At 72.0% G+C, this 20881-nt stretch carries 20 protein-coding genes and 3 tRNA genes; 13 read left to right on the top strand and 10 right to left on the bottom strand.

Features of this window, described 5'->3' with window-relative positions; translation table 11 throughout:
* Positions 1-8: 8 nt before the first annotated feature.
* Positions 9-515, top strand: coding sequence for a DUF2087 domain-containing protein (locus ACTWPW_RS28985; protein ID WP_364129577.1), 507 nt, complete (start codon positions 9-11; stop codon positions 513-515).
* Here the strand turns inward: ACTWPW_RS28985 and ACTWPW_RS28980 are convergent.
* On the bottom strand, positions 512-2056 hold the full coding sequence (locus ACTWPW_RS28980) for an alkaline phosphatase D family protein (protein WP_443170498.1): 1545 nt from the start codon (positions 2054-2056) through the stop codon (positions 512-514). The two genes, ACTWPW_RS28985 and ACTWPW_RS28980, sit on opposite strands and share 4 nt — an antisense overlap.
* Positions 2057-2186: 130 nt before the next feature.
* Positions 2187-3059, bottom strand: coding sequence for a helix-turn-helix domain-containing protein (locus ACTWPW_RS28975; protein WP_443170497.1), 873 nt, complete (start codon positions 3057-3059; stop codon positions 2187-2189).
* 41 nt (positions 3060-3100) lie between these two features.
* On the opposite strand from ACTWPW_RS28975, the gene ACTWPW_RS28970 reads away from it, so the two are divergent.
* Complete coding sequence (locus tag ACTWPW_RS28970; RefSeq protein WP_375109850.1) at positions 3101-3880, top strand: phytanoyl-CoA dioxygenase family protein; 780 nt, start codon at positions 3101-3103, stop codon at positions 3878-3880.
* 11 nt (positions 3881-3891) lie between these two features.
* Here the strand turns inward: ACTWPW_RS28970 and dusB are convergent, their stop codons facing one another.
* On the bottom strand, positions 3892-5004 hold the full coding sequence (gene dusB / locus ACTWPW_RS28965; protein WP_375109849.1) for a tRNA dihydrouridine synthase DusB: 1113 nt from the start codon (positions 5002-5004) through the stop codon (positions 3892-3894).
* A gap of 82 nt (positions 5005-5086) precedes the next feature.
* Here dusB and ACTWPW_RS28960 point away from each other — a divergent pair, with 82 nt between their 5' ends.
* From ACTWPW_RS28960 to ACTWPW_RS28945, 4 genes are all read left to right on the top strand, one after another.
* Positions 5087-5731 (top strand): ACT domain-containing protein, encoded by a 645-nt coding sequence (locus ACTWPW_RS28960; protein WP_364129588.1) that lies wholly within the window; start codon positions 5087-5089, stop codon positions 5729-5731.
* A gap of 58 nt (positions 5732-5789) precedes the next feature.
* Positions 5790-5861, top strand: a tRNA-Gly gene (locus tag ACTWPW_RS28955).
* A 19-nt stretch (positions 5862-5880) separates the two neighbouring features.
* Positions 5881-5954, top strand: a tRNA-Cys gene (locus ACTWPW_RS28950).
* A gap of 1 nt (position 5955) precedes the next feature.
* Positions 5956-6030 (top strand) — tRNA-Val (locus ACTWPW_RS28945).
* A gap of 88 nt (positions 6031-6118) precedes the next feature.
* On the opposite strand, the gene ACTWPW_RS28940 is transcribed toward ACTWPW_RS28945, so the two are convergent.
* The 3 genes from ACTWPW_RS28940 to ACTWPW_RS28930 are packed head-to-tail and all read right to left on the bottom strand — an operon-like array spanning position 6119 to position 9200.
* On the bottom strand, positions 6119-6952 hold the full coding sequence (locus ACTWPW_RS28940; protein ID WP_375109848.1) for a carbohydrate ABC transporter permease: 834 nt from the start codon (positions 6950-6952) through the stop codon (positions 6119-6121).
* A complete protein-coding gene (locus tag ACTWPW_RS28935; RefSeq protein ID WP_443170496.1) occupies positions 6949-7872 on the bottom strand; it encodes a carbohydrate ABC transporter permease in 924 nt (307 codons plus the stop codon). The genes ACTWPW_RS28940 and ACTWPW_RS28935 overlap by 4 nt, the downstream gene beginning before the upstream one ends.
* Positions 7869-9200 (bottom strand): extracellular solute-binding protein, encoded by a 1332-nt coding sequence (locus tag ACTWPW_RS28930; protein ID WP_375109846.1) that lies wholly within the window; start codon positions 9198-9200, stop codon positions 7869-7871. Before ACTWPW_RS28930 ends, ACTWPW_RS28935 begins: the two co-directional genes overlap by 4 nt.
* 296 nt (positions 9201-9496) lie before the next feature.
* On the opposite strand from ACTWPW_RS28930, the gene arfA reads away from it, so the two are divergent.
* Positions 9497-10987: an arabinosylfuranosidase ArfA gene (arfA, locus tag ACTWPW_RS28925; protein WP_375109845.1), complete on the top strand. Its 1491-nt coding sequence runs from the start codon at positions 9497-9499 to the stop codon at positions 10985-10987.
* On the opposite strand, the gene ACTWPW_RS28920 is transcribed toward arfA, so the two are convergent.
* Entirely contained in the window at positions 10974-11990 is a 1017-nt protein-coding gene (locus ACTWPW_RS28920) for a LacI family DNA-binding transcriptional regulator (protein WP_443170495.1), read from the bottom strand. The two genes, arfA and ACTWPW_RS28920, sit on opposite strands and share 14 nt — an antisense overlap.
* 149 nt (positions 11991-12139) lie before the next feature.
* A complete protein-coding gene (locus ACTWPW_RS28915) occupies positions 12140-12832 on the bottom strand; it encodes a DUF6348 family protein (protein ID WP_375109844.1) in 693 nt (230 codons plus the stop codon).
* A 177-nt stretch (positions 12833-13009) separates the two neighbouring features.
* Between ACTWPW_RS28915 and ACTWPW_RS28910 the strand changes: the two genes are divergently transcribed.
* The 4 genes from ACTWPW_RS28910 to ACTWPW_RS28895 all read left to right on the top strand — a co-directional run bounded on the left by ACTWPW_RS28910 (position 13010) and on the right by ACTWPW_RS28895 (position 16865).
* The gene (locus tag ACTWPW_RS28910; RefSeq protein ID WP_443170494.1) at positions 13010-14188 is read left to right on the top strand and encodes a glycosyltransferase family 4 protein; all 1179 of its coding nucleotides are present in this window, start codon (positions 13010-13012) and stop codon (positions 14186-14188) included.
* A gap of 186 nt (positions 14189-14374) precedes the next feature.
* A complete protein-coding gene (locus ACTWPW_RS28905; RefSeq protein ID WP_443170493.1) occupies positions 14375-15217 on the top strand; it encodes a D-alanyl-D-alanine carboxypeptidase family protein in 843 nt (280 codons plus the stop codon).
* 57 nt (positions 15218-15274) lie between these two features.
* The gene (locus tag ACTWPW_RS28900) at positions 15275-15754 is read left to right on the top strand and encodes a GbsR/MarR family transcriptional regulator (protein ID WP_443170492.1); all 480 of its coding nucleotides are present in this window, start codon (positions 15275-15277) and stop codon (positions 15752-15754) included.
* 55 nt (positions 15755-15809) lie between these two features.
* Entirely contained in the window at positions 15810-16865 is a 1056-nt protein-coding gene (locus ACTWPW_RS28895; protein ID WP_443170491.1) for a WD40/YVTN/BNR-like repeat-containing protein, read from the top strand.
* Between the two features lie 489 nt (positions 16866-17354).
* Here ACTWPW_RS28895 and ACTWPW_RS28890 read toward each other — a convergent pair whose 3' ends face one another.
* Complete coding sequence (locus tag ACTWPW_RS28890; RefSeq protein WP_375109839.1) at positions 17355-17984, bottom strand: alpha-ketoglutarate-dependent dioxygenase AlkB; 630 nt, start codon at positions 17982-17984, stop codon at positions 17355-17357.
* 170 nt (positions 17985-18154) lie between these two features.
* On the opposite strand from ACTWPW_RS28890, the gene ACTWPW_RS28885 reads away from it, so the two are divergent.
* Positions 18155-18922, top strand: coding sequence for a VOC family protein (locus ACTWPW_RS28885; RefSeq protein WP_443170490.1), 768 nt, complete (start codon positions 18155-18157; stop codon positions 18920-18922).
* Between the two features lie 176 nt (positions 18923-19098).
* Positions 19099-20364, top strand: coding sequence for an MFS transporter (locus ACTWPW_RS28880; RefSeq protein WP_443170489.1), 1266 nt, complete (start codon positions 19099-19101; stop codon positions 20362-20364).
* Here the strand turns inward: ACTWPW_RS28880 and ACTWPW_RS28875 are convergent.
* Positions 20335-20880: a CGNR zinc finger domain-containing protein gene (locus ACTWPW_RS28875; protein ID WP_443170488.1), complete on the bottom strand. Its 546-nt coding sequence runs from the start codon at positions 20878-20880 to the stop codon at positions 20335-20337. The genes ACTWPW_RS28880 and ACTWPW_RS28875 overlap by 30 nt on opposite strands.
* Position 20881: the final 1 nt, after the last annotated feature.

The raw sequence follows: 20881 nt of genomic DNA, 5'->3' as shown, positions 1-20881 counted from the left end.
TGGTAGGGGTGAATGACGAAGAGATCAGGCGCGTCCTGGGGCTGCTCTACCAGGACGACACACTAAGGACTTTCGCCTCCCTGGTGCTCGGCGTCACCGACGACCTCTCCCCGAAGTCGCTGCGGAAGCTGGCCGGCGGCGGCCTGGCGGAGTGCGACGAGAGCGGCGCGTGGCGGGCCACGCCCGAGCGCTTCCGCGACCTGCTGCGGGCGCGGGCCGAGCCGGCGCAGGAGCTGAGCCCCGAGGAGCGGGTGCTGCGCACGTTCCTGGTGGACGGGCGGCTGACGACCCTGGCGATGCGGCGCGACAAGCGGCTCGTCGTGCTGCGCTACATCGCGACGGTCTTCGAGCCCGGCGTCCGCTACGCGGAGAAGGACGTGAACGTGGCCCTGCGCGCCTTCCACGACGACTACGCCGCGCTGCGCCGCTACCTGGTGGACGAGGACCTGCTGTCACGTGAGGGCAACGTCTACTGGCGCAGCGGCGGCCACGTGGACGTCTGGGCGGGCTCTTAGGCGAGGTTGAGGACGGGGCTGCCGGGCTCGATGACGAAGGAGCCGGAGGTGTACGCGGGGGCGCCGGGCTCGCTGACCCGGGACACCGAGCGGAAGTCGACGCTCATCTCCTGCTGGGTGAGCCTGGCGCGCACGTAACCGCGGCGGCCGTTGAAGAACCTCACGTGCGGGTTCTCCGCCAGCAGGGTGCCCGTGTTCGGGTACTCGTCGAGGCCGTCGCCCGCGCTCGTCACGGACGTGGTGACCAGCTCGACGGCGACGGAGGCGGACCCGGGGTCCCGGTAGTCGCGCTTGACCTCGCCGGCCCAGTGGGAGTGCACGTCGCCGGTCAGCACGACCGCGTTGCGGCCGTGGCCCTCGATGGCGGCGGTCAGGCGGTCGCGGGAGGCGACGTAGCCGTCCCAGCCCTCGTTCGAGTAGCCCTTGCCCTCGCCGTTGATCCAGTCCATCTCCATGAGGAAGACCTGCTGGCCGAGCAGGTCCCAGGTGGCGCGCGAGCGTCTGAGCCGCTCGTCGAGCCAGGTCTCCTGCTCCCGGCCGAGGATGGTCCTGTTCGGCGCGAAACGCTCCTGGCAGTCGGGGCCGACCGTGCCGCTCTTGCCGGTGCAGGCGTACACGTCGCGGTACTGGCGGGTGTCGAGCAGGTGCAGGTTGGCGACCGCGCCCCACCGGATGCTCCGGTACATCCTGAGCGCCGCCCCGTCCGGCCTCTGCGCGCGGCGCAGCGGCATGTTCTCGTAGTACGCGCGGAACGCCGCGGCCCGGCGATCCAGGAACGACGCGTCGGGCTGCTCGGGCACCTCCCCGGCCCAGGCGTTCTCCACGTCGTGGTCGTCCCACACCACCACCCAGGGGGCGACGGCGTGGGCCAGCCGGGTGTCCGGGTCGGCCTTGTGCTGGGCGTGGCGCAGGCGGTATCCGGCCAGGTCGAGGCACTCGCCGCCGGCCTGGTCGCGGACGGGGTGCCGGTAGTCGCCGTACTCGTAGACGTAGTCGCCGAGGAAGGCGATCAGGTCGGGCTGGTCCTCGGCCATCCTGCGGTAGGCGGTGAACCAGCCGGACTGGTAGTCGGCGCACGAGGCGAACGACAGGTTGAGCGGCGTGCCGCGGGTGCCGGGAGCGGGGGTGGTGCGGGTGCGGCCGACGGGGCTGATCTCGCGGTCGGCCCGGAAGCGGTAGAAGTACTCGGCGCCGGGGTCGAGGCCGTCGAGCTCGACGTGCACGCTGTGGGCCGCGCCGGGGCGGGCCTCTTGGACGCCGCGTCGTACGACATGCCGGAAGTTCTCGTCTCGGGCGAGCTGCCACTGCACCGGCACCCGGCGATCCGGCATGCCGCCCAGGCCGTCGGGCGCGAGCGGATCCGTGGCGAGCCGGGTCCACAACACCACGCCGTCGTGCGTGGGCTCACCCGAGGCGACGCCGAGCTGGAAGGGGTCGGTCAGGGGGACGCGCCGGGCCGCCGCGCGCACGGGGCTCTCGCCCGTCGCGGCGAAGGTGGCCAGGCCGAGGCCCCCGGCGAGAAGCGCACGCCGGGTGATCATGGGGGTCCTTACGTGGGGGTGGCGTAACCTGCGGCGACAGCCTGACGGGCGCCCGGTTGCGCAGAGCGTTCGCGGGGGGACATTCCGCTGAAGTTCTGGTTAACCTTCGAGGTCAGAGCCTTGCGGGACCTCAGGGGCGGAAGCGGGCGCGGTAGTCGCGGGGCGGCAGGCCGTACTCCTTCCTGAAGGCCCGGCTGAAGTGGAACGGGCTGACGAAGCCCGAGGCCGCCGCCACCTGCCCGACGTCCATGTCCGTCACCTCCAGCAGGCTCGCGGCGTGCCGCACCCGGGCCCGGCGCACGGCCTGCATGGGCGTCTGGCCGGTCTCCTCGGCGAACAGGTGGGCGAAGCGGGAGGGCGAGAGCGCGACCGTGCGCGCGAGCGAGGCGACCGAGTGCGGCGCCCCCGGCTCGGCCGCGATGATCGCCAGCACGCGGCGCACCCGCTCGTCCCCCTCCTCGCCCCGCCCCGCGGGCCGCGCCGAGGCGGTGGCCAGCACCAGCACCTCCTCCACGGCCCCCATGACCAGCTCCCGCGCGGCCCCGCCGACCACGACGGCCGGGCCGCGCGGCGCGGCGGGAACCGGCGTGTCGGGCGTCCACCGCGCGTCCCGGAGCGCCCGCCGGAACGCCAGGTCGATCCGCCCGTGCACGGTCTGCGGCACGCCCGCCACCACATGGCAGCCGTCGTCCCCGGCATACGGCGCCAGCCACGCCGCCCAGGACGCCCGCGGCTGGAAGTGCACCCACCAGAACCGCCACCGCTCCGCCCCCGGCGGCACCCGGTAGTGCTGGGCCACCCCCGACCCCAGCACCACCAGGTCACCCGGCCCCACCTCGCGCGACGCGCCGCCCTGCGCGACGTACCCGGCCCCCGCCTCGGTCCACAGCAGCAGCCAGCTGGGAGACCCGCCCGCCCGGCGCGTGGCGTAGCCGGGCGCCTTGTCGTAGTGGCCCACGATCATCAGGTCGGCAGCAGGAACAGACAGGTCCTCAGCGGTCATGGGCATACCGTTGCACGATCCGGCTCTCTAGCGTGAGAGACATGAGGCTCAACGACTTCCACGATCAGGGGTACGTGCTGGTGCCCGCTCTCCTCGCCCCGGAGGAGGTGGCCGAGCTGCGCGAGGAGTTCATGGCGCTGCACGCCCGGGGCCCGATCCCGGGTCACTTCTCGCCGCAGCCGCAGGAACCGGGGCAGCCGTACGACATCCTGCGCGACTATCCCCGGATCATGCACCCCCACCAGGTGAACGACGTGGCCCGGCGCTACCTGCTCGACACGCGCTTCGCCGCGATACTCCGCGACCTCCTGGGCGAGGAGCCGATAGCAGCCCAGAGCATGTTCTACTTCAAGCCCCCGGGCGCCAGGGGCCAGGCGCTGCACCAGGACAACTTCTACCTGCGGGTGGAGCCGGGCACCTGCGTGGCCGCCTGGGTGGCGCTCGACCGCGTCGACCGGGCCAACGGCGGCCTCGAGGTCGTCCCGGGCACGCACCTGATGGACCTGTTCTGCCCGGAGGAGGCCGACCAGGACGTCTCGTTCACCCGCGAGTACGTCCCCCCGCCCCCCGGCCTGGAGAAGGTGCCCGTCGACATGAACCCGGGCGACGTGCTCTTCTTCAACGGCAGCCTGGTGCACGGCTCGGAGCCGAACAGCACGGAGGACCGCTTCCGGCGCAGCTTCATCTGCCACTACGTCGGCCGCTCGGCGGAGCGGATCGCCGAGTACTACCCGACGCTGACGATGTCGGGCGAGCCCGTCCGGCTCGAGGCGGCGGTCGGCGGCGGCCCCTGCGGCACGGAGATCATCGGCCCCCACTGAGGGGGAGGCGGTCAGCCGCCGGAGATGTCCGACTCGGCCTCGTCACCGGGGACCGGGCAGTCCCACGGGTCGTCCAGCCACCCGTCGGGCAGGAGCACCTTGGACCGCTCCCCTGACTTCCCCCGGGGCGTGTCGGTGTTCGGCGGCCACGGCTGGTCCCGCTCCAGCTTCGCCAGCCCCTCCCGCAGCCCGTCGAGCGACTCGGCCGTGGCCAGCTCGCGCCGCAGCTCGCTCCCGACCGTGAACCCCTTCAGGTACCACCCGACGTGCTTGCGGAAGTCGGCCACCGCGTACCGCTCGATGTCGAAGCACTCGGTCAGCCCCTCGGCGTGCCTGGCCATCACCTCGGCGACCTCGCCGAGCGTCGGCCGGACCCGCTCGGGGCTGCCGTTGAACGCGTTTTCCAGGTCCCGGAACAACCAGGGCCGCCCCAGGCAGCCCCGCCCGACCACCACGCCGTCGCATCCCGTGCGGGCCACCATCCTGACGGCGTCGTCGGCGCACCAGATGTCCCCGTTGCCCAGCACGGGGATCTCCGGCACGGCCTCCTTCAGCCGCGCGATGGCCTCCCAGTCGGCCACGCCGCCGTAGTGCTGCTTGGCGGTGCGGGCGTGCAGCGCGATCGCGGCGACCCCCTCCTCGGCCGCGATCCGGCCCGCGTCCAGGTAGGTCAGGTGGTCGTCGTCGATGCCCTTGCGCATCTTCATCGTCACGGGCAACGACCCCGCGTTCGCCACCGCCTCCCGCAGGATCCGGCGCAGCAGGTTCCGCTTGTACGGCAGCGCCGACCCGCCTCCGCGCCTGGTCACCTTGGGCACCGGGCAGCCGAAGTTCAGGTCGATGTGGTCGGCCAGGTCCTCCTCGGCGATCATCCGCGCGGCCCGCCCCACGACGTCGGGATCCACGCCGTACAGCTGGATGCTCCTGGGGTGCTCCGACTCGGCGAACCTGATCATCCGCAGCGTCTTCGGATTGCGCTCGACGAGCGCCCGTGTCGTGATCATCTCGCACACGAACAACCCCGCGCCCTGCTCCCGGCACAACACCCGGAACGGCGCGTTCGTGATGCCCGCCATCGGTGCGAGCACCACCGGCGGCCACACCCCAATCGGCCCAATCTTCACTCACTTAGTTGTAGCGCAGGTCAGGCCGCAACCGGTATTTCGCGGATAGTCTGTGATCGGCATCTTCGGTTGAGGGGGATGGATGCTTCTTCGTGTACGCGTCGCGCTGCCCGACCGGCCGGGTTCCCTGGCACAGGTGACCAAGGTCCTGGGCGTGGCGGGGGCCGACATCACGCAGGTGACCGTGCTCGACCGGGGCGCGGGCCGGGCGGTGGACGACATCACCATCTTCTGCCCGGACAGCACGCCCCGGCAGGCCCTGGTCAAGAGCCTGCAGAGCGTCGAGAACGTCGCGGTCGAAGGCATCTGGACCACCCGCGAGGCGCCCGGCACCTACCCGGAGCTGGAGATACTCAAATACATCACCACGGCCGGCGACCGGGCCCTGACCACGCTGATCGACTCGCTCCCGGTGCTGTTCAGCGCCGACTGGGCGGCCACGACGGCGGAGCGCCGCGTGGTCTACGCGAGCTGGCGGGCGCCGCAGGAGATCGTCATCCCGGAGGAGACGCCCGCCCGCCCCACGGCCCTGACCCTCGACGGCGACCTGCACCTCATCCACGCCCCGCTGCCGCCCCTGGCCCTCTCCCTGCTCCTGGCCCGCTCGGAGGGCCCCGCCTTCCACCGCATCGAGGTCCACCGCCTCACCAGGATCCTGGAGATCTTCCTCAGCCTGCCCGCCACCGAGCGCAGCGTGGCCCGCCAACTCCGCAAGGACGGACGCTAGCGCCGGCCACGAGTAAGCATCTGGTCCGGAAACGCGCTATTGTTAACCACGCAGCAACGCGGAAGTGGCTCAGTGGTAGAGCATCACCTTGCCAAGGTGAGGGTCGCGGGTTCGAATCCCGTCTTCCGCTCGGAGATGAGGTTTGACTCGGTGGCGTGGCCGAGAGGCGAGGCAGCGGCCTGCAAAGCCGTCCACACGGGTTCAAATCCCGTCGCCACCTCCAAGGACGATTAGCTCAGCGGGAGAGCGCTTCCCTGACACGGAAGAGGTCACTGGTTCAATCCCAGTATCGTCCACCACCTCGAAGGAAGCCCCGGGCCATGACGGCCGGGGCTTCTTCGCTTTCCCCGGGCAGCCGGGTCGTCGAGCTGCTCGTCCGCGGCAGCGTCACTGACCGGCCAGGCCCGTGTGGGCCACGCCCCGGATGATCTGCCGCTGGAAGAGGATGAACACCACCAGCAGCGGCAGCCCGGCGAGCACCACCGAGGCCATGATCTGGGCGTACCGCAGGCCGAACGTCCCCTGCACCACGTTGGCCAGCCCCACCGGCAGCGTCATCGTGTTCGGGTCGGTGGACACCAGGAACGGCCAGAGGAAGTTGTTCCAGGTGTTGATGAACGTGAAGATCGACACCGCCGCCAGCACCGGCCGCGACAGCGGCAGCACGATGGTGAAGAACACCCGCCACCGCCCGGCCCCGTCCACGAAGGCGGCCTGTTCCAGCTCCGGCGGCACGTCCTGGAAGAACTTGAACAGGATGTAGACGATCAGCGGCGCCGCCACCTGCGGCAGGATGATCGCCCACCAGGTGTCCACCAGGCCGAGGGCGACCATCTCGGCGAACAGCGGCGCGATCAGCACCTGCGGGGGCACCATGATCCCGGCCAGGATCAGCGCCAGCAGCGCCCGCTGCCCCCTGAACTGGGTGCGCGCGAACCCGTACGCCGCCATCGCCGAGAACAGCACGGTCAGGAACGTCACGATGACGGCGGTCACCGTCGAGTTGATCGCCCACTTCACGATCCCGCCGGTCCCCAGGACCAGCTCGTAGGAGTCGAACGTGATCTCGCTGCCGATCCACTCCAACGGGAGCTTGGTCGTCTCGTCCTCGGGCTTGAGCGAGGTGGCCACGGCCCACGCGATGGGGGCGAGCCAGATCGCCGCCAGCACCACCGCGGCCACCAGCAGGACGAGCTGGCTGAAGCTGAACCGCTTGGTCACGACGCGACCTCCTCACGCTTGCGGAACAGCCGGAGCTGCGCCAGGGAGACGATGACGATCAGGACGAACAGGATGTACGACACAGCCGACGCGTAACCGATGCGGTAACCGGTGAAACCGACGTCGTAGGCGTACTCGATGATCGGCCGGGTGGAGTCCTGCGGGCCGCCGCCCGTCATCAGGTAGATCTGGTCGAACACCTTGAGCGAGGCCACCAGCTGCAGCACCACGATGAGCGCCGTGGTGCGGCCGAGCAGCGGCAGGGTGATGGAGCGCAGCTTGGCCCAGCCCGAGGCGCCGTCGATGTCGGCGGCCTCGTACAGGTGCGTCGGGATGGACTGGAGGGCGGCGAGGTAGAGCAGGAAGTTGAAGCCGACCGTCCACCACACCGTGGTCAGCACCATCGACCACATGGCCACGGACGGGTCGCCCAGCCACAGCACGTCGGTGCCGAGCGTGCCGTTGAGCAGGCCGTAGTCGGGCGGGTAGATCATCTGCAGCCAGAGGATGGACACCACGGCGGAGGGCAGCAGGAACGGCCCGAAGAACGACAGCCGCCACAACCACTGCACGAAGCGCAGGTTGTGCACCAGCAGCGCGAACACCAGGCCGAGGAACACCAGCGGGATCGTGCTCAAGACGGTGAAGACGAGCGTGTTCCACAACGAGCGCCACATGCGCGGGTCGGCGAACGCCTCGGCGTAGTTCGCGAACCCGACGAGCTGGTCGTTGCCGCCGGCGATGTTCACGCTCGACAGGCTCATCTGGAAGCCGAGCACGGTCGGCCACACCAGGAAGGCCACGTAGACCAGCAGGAACGGCGCCACGAACAGCAGGCCGTGCTGGGTCCAGCCGCGCTTCACCTTCGCCTCGGCGAGAGGGGCGGCGGTCGCGGGGGCCACGACGGTCGTAGTCATCATCGCTCCTCGTCGGGGAAGGGGTTCGGGGCGTCCAGCAGCCGGGTCAGCGAGGCCTTGGCCGCCGCCAGGCCCTCCTCGGGCGTGCGCTGCCCGCTGATGACCGGGGAGAACGCCTCACCGAACTCGATCCACAACCGCGAGGCCGACCCGGTGAACCACACCTGCGGGTCGAGGGCGACGTCGGTGATGACCGAGCGGTACTCCGACTGCGGCTGCAGCGCGAGGTAGTCGGGCTCCTCCAGCGCGGGCAGGTACGCGGGCACGTGCCCGGCCACCGCCCAGTCGGCGCTGTTCTTGACGAGGTAGGCGATGAACCGGTACGTGGCCCGCTCCACCTCGGGATCCCGGACCCGCTGGTGCGGCAGGACGAACGCGTGGCAGTCGGCCTGCGCCGACCAGCCGCCGAAGACGCTGGGGAAGCGCGTCATGCTGAACGGCGTCTTGCGTTCCTTGAGCCCGGTGGTCTCCCAGTCGCCGTTCCACAGGAACGCCGCCTGCCCGTTGGTGAAGTTGGCGACGGAGGCGCCGTAGTCGGTACGCCAGTCGCACAGCCCTTCCTTGCCGAGCCGCTGCATGAGCCGCAGCCCCTCCAGCGCCTTCGTGTCGTCGATGGTGATCTTGGTGCCGTCGTCCGACAGCAGGGTGCCGCCGCTCTGCGAGTAGAGCGTCCACCACACGCGCCACGGCCCCACGGTGCCCAGGCCGAGCGCGTCGAAGGCCAGCGGCGGCTTGCCGCCCATCACCTCCCTGGCCTTGGTGAGCTGGGCGATCAGCTGGTCCACGCCCTTGGTGGGGGTGAGCTTCCCGTCGGGGCCGAGCAATCCGGCCTTGCCGCAGATGTCGGTGTTGTAGTACTGCACCATCGGGTGGGCGTCGAAGGGGATCGCGTACAGGACGCCGTCGAGATGGGCCCGCTCCCAGATCGGCGGGCTGAAATCGGCGGCCGTCAGGCCGGCCTCCTCCAGCAGCTTCACGTCGATGGGGTCGAGGATCCGCCCGGCGCCCATCCCGGCCAGCCGGGCCAGGTGGAAGGTGGCCAGGTCGGGCGAGCGGCCGCCGGCGCCGGCCATCGCGATCTTCGTGTAGTACGGCTCGCCCCAGGCGAGCACGTTCTCCTCGACGAAGATGTCGGGGTTGTCCTTGGCGAACGCCCCGACCATCTGGTTCATGATGATGCCGTCGCTCGCGCCGAGGAAGTGCCAGTACTGGACGCGGGTCTGGGACGAGCCGAGCCCCACGGGGATGGCGCAACCCGTGGCGGCGGCGCCGAGCAGTGCGAGGCTGCCGGCAAGAAGATGCCGGCGGGTTATGTCGGGGGGACCGTGCACTGTGGCCTCTTCTTTCACCGAGCTATCGCTTGGCCATGTTCTCGCTAACATCCAGGAGGTTCAGGGCAGCCGTTAACGGGGCCTCTCACAGAGGCGACAGAGCGAGCCGTCCGGGGTCACGGAGGTCGCCGCGCGTACCCCGTTGTTTCGGCGGGGTTACCCGAGTGTTAGCGGTAACAAGCTGCCTGTCAAGGGCCCCTGGCAAGGGGTGGCCGGGAGCTCCGGCCCCTTGACCGAGTAGGTGGTAACGCTAACAATCGGGAACCACGTAACGCCCGCGAAACAGGAGAAGCCCCGTGCATCAGGCCAAGCTGACCCTCGATCCCGCGTTCAAGGTCGCCCCGGTGCACCGGCGCACCTTCGGCACGTTCGTGGAGCATCTCGGGCGCTGCGTCTACACCGGCATCTACGAGCCGGGGCACCCCTCGGCCGACGACGACGGCTTCCGCCGCGACGTGCTCGACCTGACCAGGGAGCTGGGCATCTCCACCGTCCGCTACCCGGGCGGCAACTTCGTCTCCGGCTACAGATGGGAGGACGGCATCGGCCCGGTCTCCCAGCGGCCGCGCCGGCTCGACCTGGCCTGGCACAGCACGGAGACGAACGAGGTGGGCGTGGACGAGTTCGTCCGCTGGTGCCGCAAGGCCGGCGTCGAGCCCATGATGGCGCTCAACCTGGGCACCCGCGGCATCGCCGAGGCCCTCGACCTGCTCGAATACTGCAACCACCCGGCGGGCACGGCCCTGTCCGACCTGCGCGTCGCCAACGGCGCCAAGGAGCCGCACGACATCCGCATGTGGTGCCTGGGCAACGAGATGGACGGCCCCTGGCAGACCGGCCACAAGACGGCCCGCGAGTACGGCCGGCTCGCCGCCGAGACCGCCCGCGCCATGCGCATGGTGGACCCGAAGCTGGAGCTGGTCGCGTGCGGCAGCTCCAGCTCCCACGAGCCGACGTTCGGCGCGTGGGAGGCCACGGTGCTGGAGGAGACCTACGACCTGGTGGACTACATCTCCTGCCACGCCTACTACGAGGAGCAGGATGGCGACCTCGGCAGCTTCCTGGCCAGTTCCGTCAACATGGACTACTTCATCGCCTCCGTCGTGGCCAGCGCCGACCACGTCGCGGCCCGGCTGAAGTCGCGCAAGAAGATCAACATCTCGTTCGACGAGTGGAACGTCTGGTACCTGTCGCGCTTCCAGAACGCCGAGCCGCCCGCCGACTGGCCGGTCGCGCCGCCGCTGCTGGAGGACCACTACCACCTGGCCGACGCGGTGGCGTTCGGCGGGCTGCTGATCAGCCTGCTGCGCAACAGCGACCGGGTGACCGCCGCGTCGCTGGCCCAGCTCGTGAACGTGATCGCGCCGATCATGACGGAGCCGGGCGGGCGGGCGTGGCGGCAGACGACCTTCCACCCGTTCGCCCAGGCGTCCCGGCACGCCGCCGGTGACGTGCTGCGCGTGGAGCCGGTGTCGCCGTCGTACGAGACGAAGCTGTACGGCGAGGTGCCGCTGCTGGACGCGGTGGCCACGCACTCGGAGGACGGCACGACGCTGTTCGCCGTCAACCGCTCGACCGACGGGCCGGTGTCGCTGGAGATCGACGCGCGGGCGCTGGGCGGCGCGCGCATCGTCGAGGTCACCACGCTGACCGACCCCGACGTCTACGCCCGCAACACCGCCGACGACCCCGGCCGCATCGCGCCCAGGCCGAACGCCGACGTCGAGCACGACCCGATGCGCGTCCTGCTGCCCCCGGTGTCGTGGAACGTGATCAGGCTGGGCTGACCGGGCCGGTGCTCTCGCGTACGACCAGCTCGGGCTCCACCAGGCGCCGGGCCTCCGGCTCGACGCCGGCCATCCGGTCCAGCAACATGTGGAAGGCGTGCCTGCCGACCTCGCGGAAGTCCTGGCGCACGGTCGTCAGCGGCGGCCAGAAGTACGCGGCCTCGGGGATGTCGTCGAACCCCGCCACGCTCACGTCCTCCGGAACTCGCCGCCCGGCCTCGCGCAGCGCCCGCAGCACGCCGAGCGCCATCTGGTCGTTGGCCACGAACACGGCGCTGACCTCGTGATCCCCGGCGAGGCGGCGGCCGAGCTGGTAGCCGGAGCGGGCGCTCCAGTCGCCCCGCAGCACCTCGGGCACCTCTCGCCCGGCCTCCTCCAGGACGCCGCGCCAGCCCTCGATGCGGTCGTTGGCGTCGAGCCAGTCGGCCGGGCCCGCCACGTGCCACACGCTCCGGTGGCCGAGGCTGAGCAGGTGTCTGGTGACGCGGACGGCCCCGGCCTTCTGGTCCACCTTGGCCACGGGGACGGGGATGTCGTCACCGGCGTCCACCGCCACCACCGGCATCTCGGGCGGCAGGTGGCGCAGCCCGTCGGCGGCCGACTCATGGGGCGCCACGATGATCACGCCGTCGACGGCCTGGGTGCGCAGCCGCTGCAAGCCCTCCTCCATCGACCTGCGGTTGAGCGAGCTGAGGCTGGCGATGCTGACGTTGTAGCCGGCGTGCCTGGCGGCCTGCTCGATGCAGTAGAGGGTGGAGGCCGGGCCGTAGAGGGTGGTGTCGATGCTGACCACGCCGAGCACGCCGGAGCGGCCGGTGACCAGCTGGCGGGCGGCCTGGTTGGGCCGGTAGTCCAGCTCGCGCACGGCGGCCAGCACGCGGGCCCTGGTCTCGGCGCGGACGAGGTCGGGCGTGTTGAGCACGCGCGAAACGGTCATGGTGGAGACTCCGGCGAGCACGGCGACGTCCATGAGCACCGCAGGCCTGCCGGGTTTGGATTTCACCGCGGCTCACCCCCTCAGCGGTAACGCTAACAGGCGGAGGGGGCGAGCGCGCGATCATTATTCGCCGCCCGCTACGCGGACCTGAGCGGCGGATCGTCCCGGAGCCGGACCTCCCGGGCGAGGCGCGGGGCCGGCCGGGGGCGCTGAGGTCAGTCGCCTTCCTGGTGGACGAGGAGCACGAACGTGCGGGCGTACGAGACGCCGGTCGCCGGTCGCGGCCAGTCCAGCTCCGCCAGGGCCCGCGAGCCCGCCTCGTGGTAGGCGCCGTCGACCCGGATCTCGGCGGTCTCCCCGCCCTCTCCCCCGCCGAAGAACGCCTTCACCCCGACCAGCTGCCCGCGTTCGAGCGTGCCCTTCAGCGCCGGGGCCAGGTGCGGCAGGAGGACGTGCTGGACCGCCCAGCGCTGCACGGCGTCGTGGTCGTCGCCGGTGCCCCAGCCGGTGATGCCGCCGTGGATGGCGTGCCAGGCGGGGAAGCCGTCGGGGTCGCCGGGCGCGAAGTGGGCGGCGTGCGAGCCGTCCTGGACGACAAGTTCGAGCAGGGCGCTGCCGGTCGTGCCCAGCCACACCTGGACGGCCCGGTCGAGGGCCTCCTCGGTGGTGGCGCCGTAGCCGGCCACGCAGTCGCTGATCGTGGTGTCCTCCGGGCGTTCGACGTTGAGCACGAAGTCGAGGTCGAGGTGGCTGGCGCTGCCGGTGTGGTCGGCGCCCAGCCGCACCGCGACCGTGCCGGGGCCCTTCGCCATGCCGTCGCGGACCTCCCAGGGGCGGCCCATGGCCGTGCTCAGCTGTTCGGCGACCATGCCCAGAACCACGTCGTCCGCCGGCCGTACGCCGTCCATGCCCCACTCCTCGGTCCGAAATCGCGCGCCTCGACACCTGCCAGGCTAACGCTCTTGATCATCGTTCGCTCTCCCAGGGAACTGCCAGGAACCCGAGGTAATCTGCCTCGGCATGAATTCGCCTTCCTGCCGCGCCGTCCCGGGTCGGTCGCCGCGTCCGCGCACGAGGCCGGCCGCGTGAAGATCCGCTACCTCATGCTGCACGCCTACGGCATGGGCGGCACCATCCGCACGGTGGTCAACCAGGCGAACGCGATGGCCGCCGCCGGCCACGACGTCGAGCTGGTCAGCCTCGTACGGCGGCGCGACAACCCCCGGTTCGGGCTGAACCCCGGGATCACCGTCACCACGCTGGTGGACCAGCGGGACGGCCGCCGGCCGGACTCGATCGGCCGCCGCGCCTGGCGCAGGGTGCGCGGGAAGATCGTGCCGCGCGGCGAGTTCGCGGCCGACTACTTCACCGAGCGCGTGGAGTGGGCCGCCATGGAGTACGTCTCCAAGCTGCGCGACGGCATCCTGGTGACGACCCGGCCCGCGCTCAACCTGATCGCCGCCCGCCGGGCCCCCAAGAGCGTCATCCGGGTCGCCCAGGAGCACATGAACCTGTCGGCCTACCCCGACACGATCCGCAGGGAGATCGCCCGCCACTACGACCGGTTCGACGCGATCACGGTGCTGACACGGACGAACCGGCTGGAGTACCAGCGCCTGCTGCCGCGCACCCCGATCGTGCAGATCCCGAACGCGGTGCACAAGGTCGAGCAGGAACGTTCCCAGCAGGCGAATCCCGTGGTGATCGCGGCCGGGCGGCTGGTGCCGCAGAAGGGGTTCGACCTGCTCGTCCAGGCGTTCGCGCAGGTGGTGCCCGAGCATCCGGAGTGGCGGCTGCGCATCTTCGGCACCGGGCCGCGCAGGGGGCAGCTCGCCGGGCTCGTCGAGCAGTACGGGCTGGGCGAGCACGTGTCGCTGCCGGGGCGTACCGACCGGCTGGAGTGGGAGCTGACCGACGCCTCCGTGTACGCGCTGAGCTCCCGCTTCGAGGGCCTGCCGATGGTGATGATCGAGGCGATGACGCACGCGCTGCCCGTGGTGGCCTTCGACTGCCCGACCGGTCCGGGGGACGTGCTGACCGACGGCGTGGACGGCGTGCTGGTGCCGCCCAGGGACGTGGACGCGCTGGCCGCCGCCCTGAACCGGGTCATCGCCGACCGTGACCTGCGGGTGCGCATGGGGAGGGCGGCGGCGAGGGCGTCGCGCGCCTACGGGCCCGAGCAGGTGATGCCGCTGTGGGAGGACCTGTTCTCGGAGCTGGCGGCGGGCGAACGGGTGGCCGACAACTTCTGGAACCCCCGCTGAAGCTCCATTGACCGCCGATCCCCCGACTTCCGGTATATCTCGCTAAAGATTTACCAAGCCAGATCTTCCGGCTACATGGGGGTTTCCGCCCAGTTTGTCACGAAATTTCGGTTATTTCGTCAAACGCACCCCAAGACGCGCGGCAGTCTGTGGGCCATGCGTATCGGGAAAGCTTTTCTGACTGCCATGGCAGGCGCACTTGCCCTGGTCACAGGGCTCACCGCGCCGGCGCATGCCACGGCGACGACCGCGCCCGCCGTGTCCGCCGACACTCCCGCCGTGTACGGCCGGGCCGCCTATTTGATGGACGCCTCGTCCGGCGACGTGCTCCTGGACAAGGACGGCACCGAACGGATGCCGATCGCCAGCCTGACCAAGACCATGACCGCGTACGTCGTGCTGAAGACCGCCAAGCCCACGGACGTGGTGCGGATCGCGCGCGAGGACGTCGAGTACGCCGAGGACGGCGGCGGCACCACCGCGGACCTGCGCCCCGGCGACCGCCTCACGGTCGGCGAGCTCATGTACGGCCTGATGCTCCCCTCCGGCGCCGACGCGGCCCACGCGCTGGCCCGCACGTACGGCCCCGGCGTCAAGGGCTTCGTGGCCAAGATGAACGCCACGGCCCGCGAGCTGGGCATGAACGACACCGAGTACGTCAACGCCGACGGCCTGCCCATGCCCGGCAGTGACGGCTACTCCACGGCCAGGGACCAGGTCCTCCTGGCCGCCAAGGCGCTGCGGATGCCGCTGATCAAGCAGGTGGCCGGGACCCGCCGGCACGACCTCGACGCCGGCGACGGGCACCGTTCGTACGAGTGGCGCAACACCAACCGGCTGCTCGGCACGCCCGGCGCGATCGGGCTGAAGACCGGCTTCACCCGGGCGGCGGGCTACTGCCTGGCGTTCGCCGGGGAGTCCGACGGCCGGGTGCTGGTCGGCGTGCTGCTCGACGAGTCCGTCTCCAGCCGCCGCTTCAGCACGGCCGAGGAACTGCTGTCCTGGGGAGCCTCCCGCCAGGCCGCCTGACCCGCCCACCGATTCAGGCCATAGCAGCCATTACTGCAATGACCGTAATATCCGAACATGATCATCCCAACGGACGCCGAGCTCGAGTTCGTCGACGACGTCGCGGTCTTCTTCGCACGGGACGGCATGCCGTTGATCGCCGGGCGGGTGGTCGGCTGGCTGCTCATCAGCGACCCGCCGGAGCAGAGCGCCGCCGAGCTCGCCGACGTGCTGCGGGTCAGCCGGAGCTCGATCAGCAGCGCGACCCGGCTCCTGGCGCCGAGCGGCCTGATCGAGGGGGTCCGGCGGCGGGGCGAGCGGCAGGAGCTCTTCCGCATGGCCCCCGACGGGTGGAGCCGGATGCTCGCCGCCCGCTACGCGAAGACGTCCGCGTTCCGGGAGTTCACCGAGGCGGGGCTGCGGGTGCTCGCCGACGGGCCGGCCGAGCGCCGGGAACGGCTGGAGAACGCGCACGAGCTCTACAGGTTCCTGGAGAAGGAGCTGCCCGCGCTGTGGCTGCGATGGAGTGCCCACCGCGCCGTCGCCGACGACGGCTGACCCGAGTTCCTCGACGCCATGGACGGTGTTGATCCTTTGGGCTAGTTTGCCCGACATGAAGCTTCGCATCGCGTTGGGCGCGCTGTCAGCCGCCCTCGTGCTCGCCGCCCCCCTGCCCGCCCAAGCGGGCATGCCCAAGCTGAGCTGGGAGCTCAAGGAGACCGGGGTGACGGCGCGCCTGCGCGGCCTGTCGCCCGTCAGCCGGAACGTGGTGTGGGCCTCGGGCTCGGGCGGCACCGTGCTGAGGACCGTGGACGGCGGGCGGAGCTGGCAGAACGTCTCCCCGCCCGACACGGCCGCGCTCCAGTTCCGCGACATCGAGGCGTTCGACTCCGACCGGGCCGTGGCGCTGTCCATCGGCCAGGGCACGGACTCGCGCGTCCACCGGACGGAGGACGGGGGGCGTACGTGGGCGGAGACGTTCAGGAACGACGAGCCCCGGGCGTTCTACGACTGCATGGCCTTCTTCGACCGGCGGCACGGGCTGGCCATGAGCGACCCCGTGGACGGCAGGTTCCGGATCCTGGCCACGGAGGACGGCGGGCGGAGCTGGCGGGTGCTGCCCCCGGACGGGATGCCGCCGGCGCTGCCGGGCGAGGCCGGGTTCGCGGCGAGCGGGCAGTGCCTCGTCACGGCCGGCGGGCGGGACGTCTGGCTGGCCACCGGCGGGGCGGAACGGTCGCGGGTGTTCCACTCGGGCGACCGGGGACGTACGTGGACGGTGGCCGACACGCCCATCCCGGCCGGGGACCCGGCGCGCGGCGTCTTCGGCCTGGCCTTCCGCGACCGGCACCGGGGCATCGCGGTCGGCGGCGACTACCGGCCGGAGCAGCAGTCGCCCAGCGCGGGGGCGGTCAGCAGGGACGGCGGCACCACCTGGCAACCGGCCGCCGCGCCGCCGCCCGCGTACCGGTCGGGCGTGACCTGGCTGCCGCACCTGCCCTTCGCCGCCGTCGCGGTGGGGCCGACCGGCAGTGACGTCACGTATTCGGGCGGGCGGAGCTGGGAGACGTTCGACGGCGGATCGTTCGACACGGTGTCGTGCGCACACGACCGCTCGTGCTGGGCCGCCGGCGAACAGGGCCGCGTCGGGCGGCTCGTACTGCGGTAACCCGCTCGAAGCCGCACCGGGCGGGCTCGTACTCCGGCAACCGCCCGACCTCACCCCCGCCCCCACCCGACCAGCACACCAACCCGAACCGAATAAGACGCGGGCCACGCCCCGGTCGGCGCGCCGGACGCGATCGGCACATCCACGCGGATCGGCAGAGCGGACTCCAATAGGCGGGTCGGCCCGGACGGGCGCGCCGCACCGGGTCGGACGCGCCCGTCCGATCAGCACCGGAAGCCGGACGGCGAGCCAACCCGCCCTACGCGGCTACGCCCCTGCGGGCGTGCCGCAACGAATCAGCGGGCCGCACTCGATCGGCGCGCCGGACCCAATCGGTGGGGCGGACCCGATAAGCGGGCCGCACCCGGTCGGTGGGGCGGACCCGATAAGCGGGCCGCACCCGGTCGGTGGGGCGGACCCGGCCGGTGGGCCGACCCGGTCGGTGGGGCGGATCCGGTCGGCGGGGCGGATCCGGTCGGTGGGCGAGGGTTAGCGGACGTCGTGGGGGCGGAACTGGATGCTGATCCGGGGGCCCGCCGGGCGGGCGGTCTTCGGGATGGCGTGCTCCCAGGTGCGCTGGCAGCTTCCGCCCATCACGATCAGGTCGCCGTGGCCGAGGTCGCGGCGGATCGAGGGGCCGCCGCCGCGTGGGCGGAGCAGGAGCGGGCGGGGGCTGCCGACCGAGATGATCGCGACCATGGTGTCCTCGGTGCTGCCCCGCCCGATCGTGTCACCGTGCCAGGCCACGCTGTCGCGGCCGTCGCGGTAGAAGCAGAGCCCGGCCGTACGGAACGGCTCGCCCAGCTCCGCCCCGTAGTGGGCGTCGAGGGCCCTCCTGGCGTCGTCGAGCACCGGGTCGGGCAGCCGCTCGCCCTCGTCGTAGAACTTCAGCAGCCGGGGCACGTCCACGACCTTGTCGTACATGCGCCGCCGCTCGGCCCGCCACGGCACCCGCTCCGCCAGCCGTTCGAACAGCGTGTCGGCACCCGTCAGCCAGCCCGGCCGCAGGTCGATCCAGGCGCCGTGGTCGAGGTGCGTCCTGCGCACGGCGCCGGCGAGCGGTCCGAGCCCGAGCTCCTCGTCGAGGCCGAGCAATGATGCTTGGAACGCGGCTGTCATGGTGCCGAGTCTACGCCATCGTTCAAACACATATTCGACTGCTGCCAAGGGTCGCCTTCCACCCACCGGACGTGCCAGGCTGTGAGACGCCGGACAAGAGTGGCATCGCCCTCCAACCGCGCCAGAGGTGAAGAGGCCACCCACCGCTTCGTCACGCGAAGGAGCAGGCCATGCTCACCACCGACTACGTTCCGGGCACCCCTTGCTGGATCGACGTCAGCAGCCCCGACACGGAGGCGTCGGACGCCTTCTACACCGGGCTGTTCGGCTGGGATGCCATCTCGCTGGGGCCCGAGCACAGGCACTACCGGTTCTGCCAGGTCGGCGGCCGGACGGTCGCCGGGATCAGCACGGAGACCCCGGGGCGAGGGGCTCCGGCGTGGCTGACGTACTTCCAGGCGCCCGACGCGGGCGTCATCGCGAAGACGATCGAGCAGGCGGGCGGCACGGTCCTGTCACCGCCGATCGACATCGAGGGGCAGGGCGGGATGGCGGTGTTCGCCGATCCGGCCGGGGCCGCGTTCGCCGTCTGGCAGCCGGGCCGGACCAAGGGGCTCGGCCTGGTCACCGAGGCGGGCTCGCTCGGCTGGGTCGAGCTCCACACCCCCGATCCCGCCGGCATCCGCGCCTTCTACCAGGCGGTCTTCGGCTGGCGGATCGAGGACCTGCCGATGGGCGACGCGTCGTACCCCGTGATCTCCCCCGCCGAGGGCGGCGAGTCGTCGGCGATGGCCGGCCTCGCCCAGCTCCAGGCCGGCGACAGCCCGCACTGGCTGCCGTACTTCGAGGTGCCCGACTGCGATGCCACGGTGGCCCTGGCGCAGCGGCTCGGGGGCACGACGCACGCTCCGCCGATGTCGACGGAGGGGGTCGGGCGGATGGCGTTCCTCGCCGACCCCTTCGGCGCCCGGTTCGCGGTCATCACCAGCTCGGCCTGAGCGGCGGCGGCCCCGGCCGCGGTGGATAGCCGGTCGGCCTGCACGCACGCAGTTCGCGCAGGCCGACCCTCCCCGGCGTGAGTCATTTTCCCAGCTCAGGAGTGTGACTGCGGGTACTTCTTCCCGATGGCCCGCACTCCTAACACGCCAGGGCACTTTCCTGTAACGTCTTAAATGTGTTAGCCCGTTACATGACCGGAGCCCTCGCCGCCCGTACCGGTGATGAGATGTCCGGACCCGCGCTCCTGGTCACGGGGCTGGCCGTCACAGGGTCGCCGCTGCTGGCCTCGTGGCTGCTGGCGGGGCTCACCGTGTCGGCCGCCGCCGGGGGGCCGGTGCTCGGGGTGCTGCTCGACCGGGCCCGGCGGCCGGGCCGGCTGCTGGCGGCGTGCCTGCTCGGGTACGCGGCCGGGCTCCTGCTCCTCCTCGGGCTGCTGGTCCCGGGCGGGCAGGTGCGGGCGCCGGATGCGGTCCTGGTCGGGCTTGCGGTCGTGAGCGGCCTGCTGGGGCCGGCGCTCACGGGTGGCTGGACGGCCCAGCTGCCCCTGGTGGCCGGGCCCGCGCGGCTGGGCAGGGCCACGGCGCTCGACTCGATGAGCTACAACGCGGCGGGGCTGGCTGGGCCCGCCGTGGTGGGGGTGCTGGCGGCCGCGAGCGGCGGGCCGGCGACGGTGCTGGCGTGCGCCGGGCTGCTGCTCGCCGCCCTGCCCGCCGCCTGGCGCCTCCCCGCCCGCGGCCCCGGGCCCGGTGGTGGACGGGGTGGAGGGCCGGGCGAACGGCCGGGTGGAGGGCGGGGGATCCGGGCCGAGATGGGTGCGGGGTTCGCGGCCATCGTCCGGAACGGTGCGTTGCGGCGGGCCACCCTCGGGTCGATGGTGTCGTGTTGCGGCCTGGCCATGCTGGTCGTGTCCGCGCCCGTGCTCGGCGCCCGGCTGACCGGTGAGAGCGGCCACGGCACGCTGCTCCTGGCCGTCACCGCCGCCTGCGGTCTCGCCGCCCTGCCGCGCGGGCGCGGGCCGGATGCGGCGCCCGCCACCACGCCCCCGGAGCGGCGGTGGGATGTGGTGCTGGTGGCCGGGACGGCGGTGTTGGGGGCCGGCATGGTGCTGGCCGCCGTCTCGACGGCGTTCTGGACGGCGGTGGTGGCCGCCGCCGTCGCCGGATTGGGCGAGGGGCCGCAGCTCACCGCGCTCTTCGCGGTACGGCACCGCGAGGCCCCCGCCCGGCTGCGCAGCCAGGTGTTCACCACGGGCGCCAGCCTGAAGATCACCTCGTACGCGATCGGGGCCGCGCTGGCCGGGCCGCTGGCCGCGTACTCGGTCGGTGCCGCCCTGCTGGCCGGTGCGGCGCTGCAGGCGCTGGCGCTCGCCGTCCTGCTCTCCCGGCGGCCGGCCCCCGACGCTCCTCGGAGGTCAGTCGCCGATGGCGGAGGAGGTGCGTGAGCGGTGGGCGGCCACGCGTTCGCGGGTGGCGCAGCGGGTGCTGCAGTAGCGGCGCGGGCTGCCGCCGCCGAAGTCCAGGTACGGCCGCCCGCAGCTCGCCGAGGCGCACAGCCCGCCCGGCACCCGCTGGTGGTCGGCGAGCAGCACCGCCAGTGCCATCGCCGACGAGGTCAGGAACCACTCCCCCCACGGAGCGTCGTCCGCGCTGTCGACGTGGACGTGCCAGCTCGTCGTGCCCCCGTGGCTGGTCAGCCGGGGGGCGTGGGCCGCTCCCGAGAGCAGGCGGTTGAGCCGGGCCACCGCCTCCTCGACGGTGGCCGAGCCCAGCACCTCCCGCAGGCGCGCCGCCGCCGCCCGCATCGCCGCCACGTCGTCCGCGCCCAGGTCGAGGTCGCCGATCTCGCCGTGCTCGCGCAGGACCCGCGAGACCGACTCGATCGACGGCTGCTCGTGCAGCAGCGCCACGCACAGGTCGACGGCCCGCGCGGCCATCGCCTTGGTCGAGTGAACCTCCACC

Origin of the sequence: Nonomuraea sp. KM90 (assembly GCF_052246675.1) — a bacterium.
In the GTDB taxonomy this organism is placed as follows: domain Bacteria; phylum Actinomycetota; class Actinomycetes; order Streptosporangiales; family Streptosporangiaceae; genus Nonomuraea.
The sequence above is the reverse complement of the archived record's forward strand: the minus strand, read 5'-3'. Positions and strand labels throughout refer to the sequence as shown.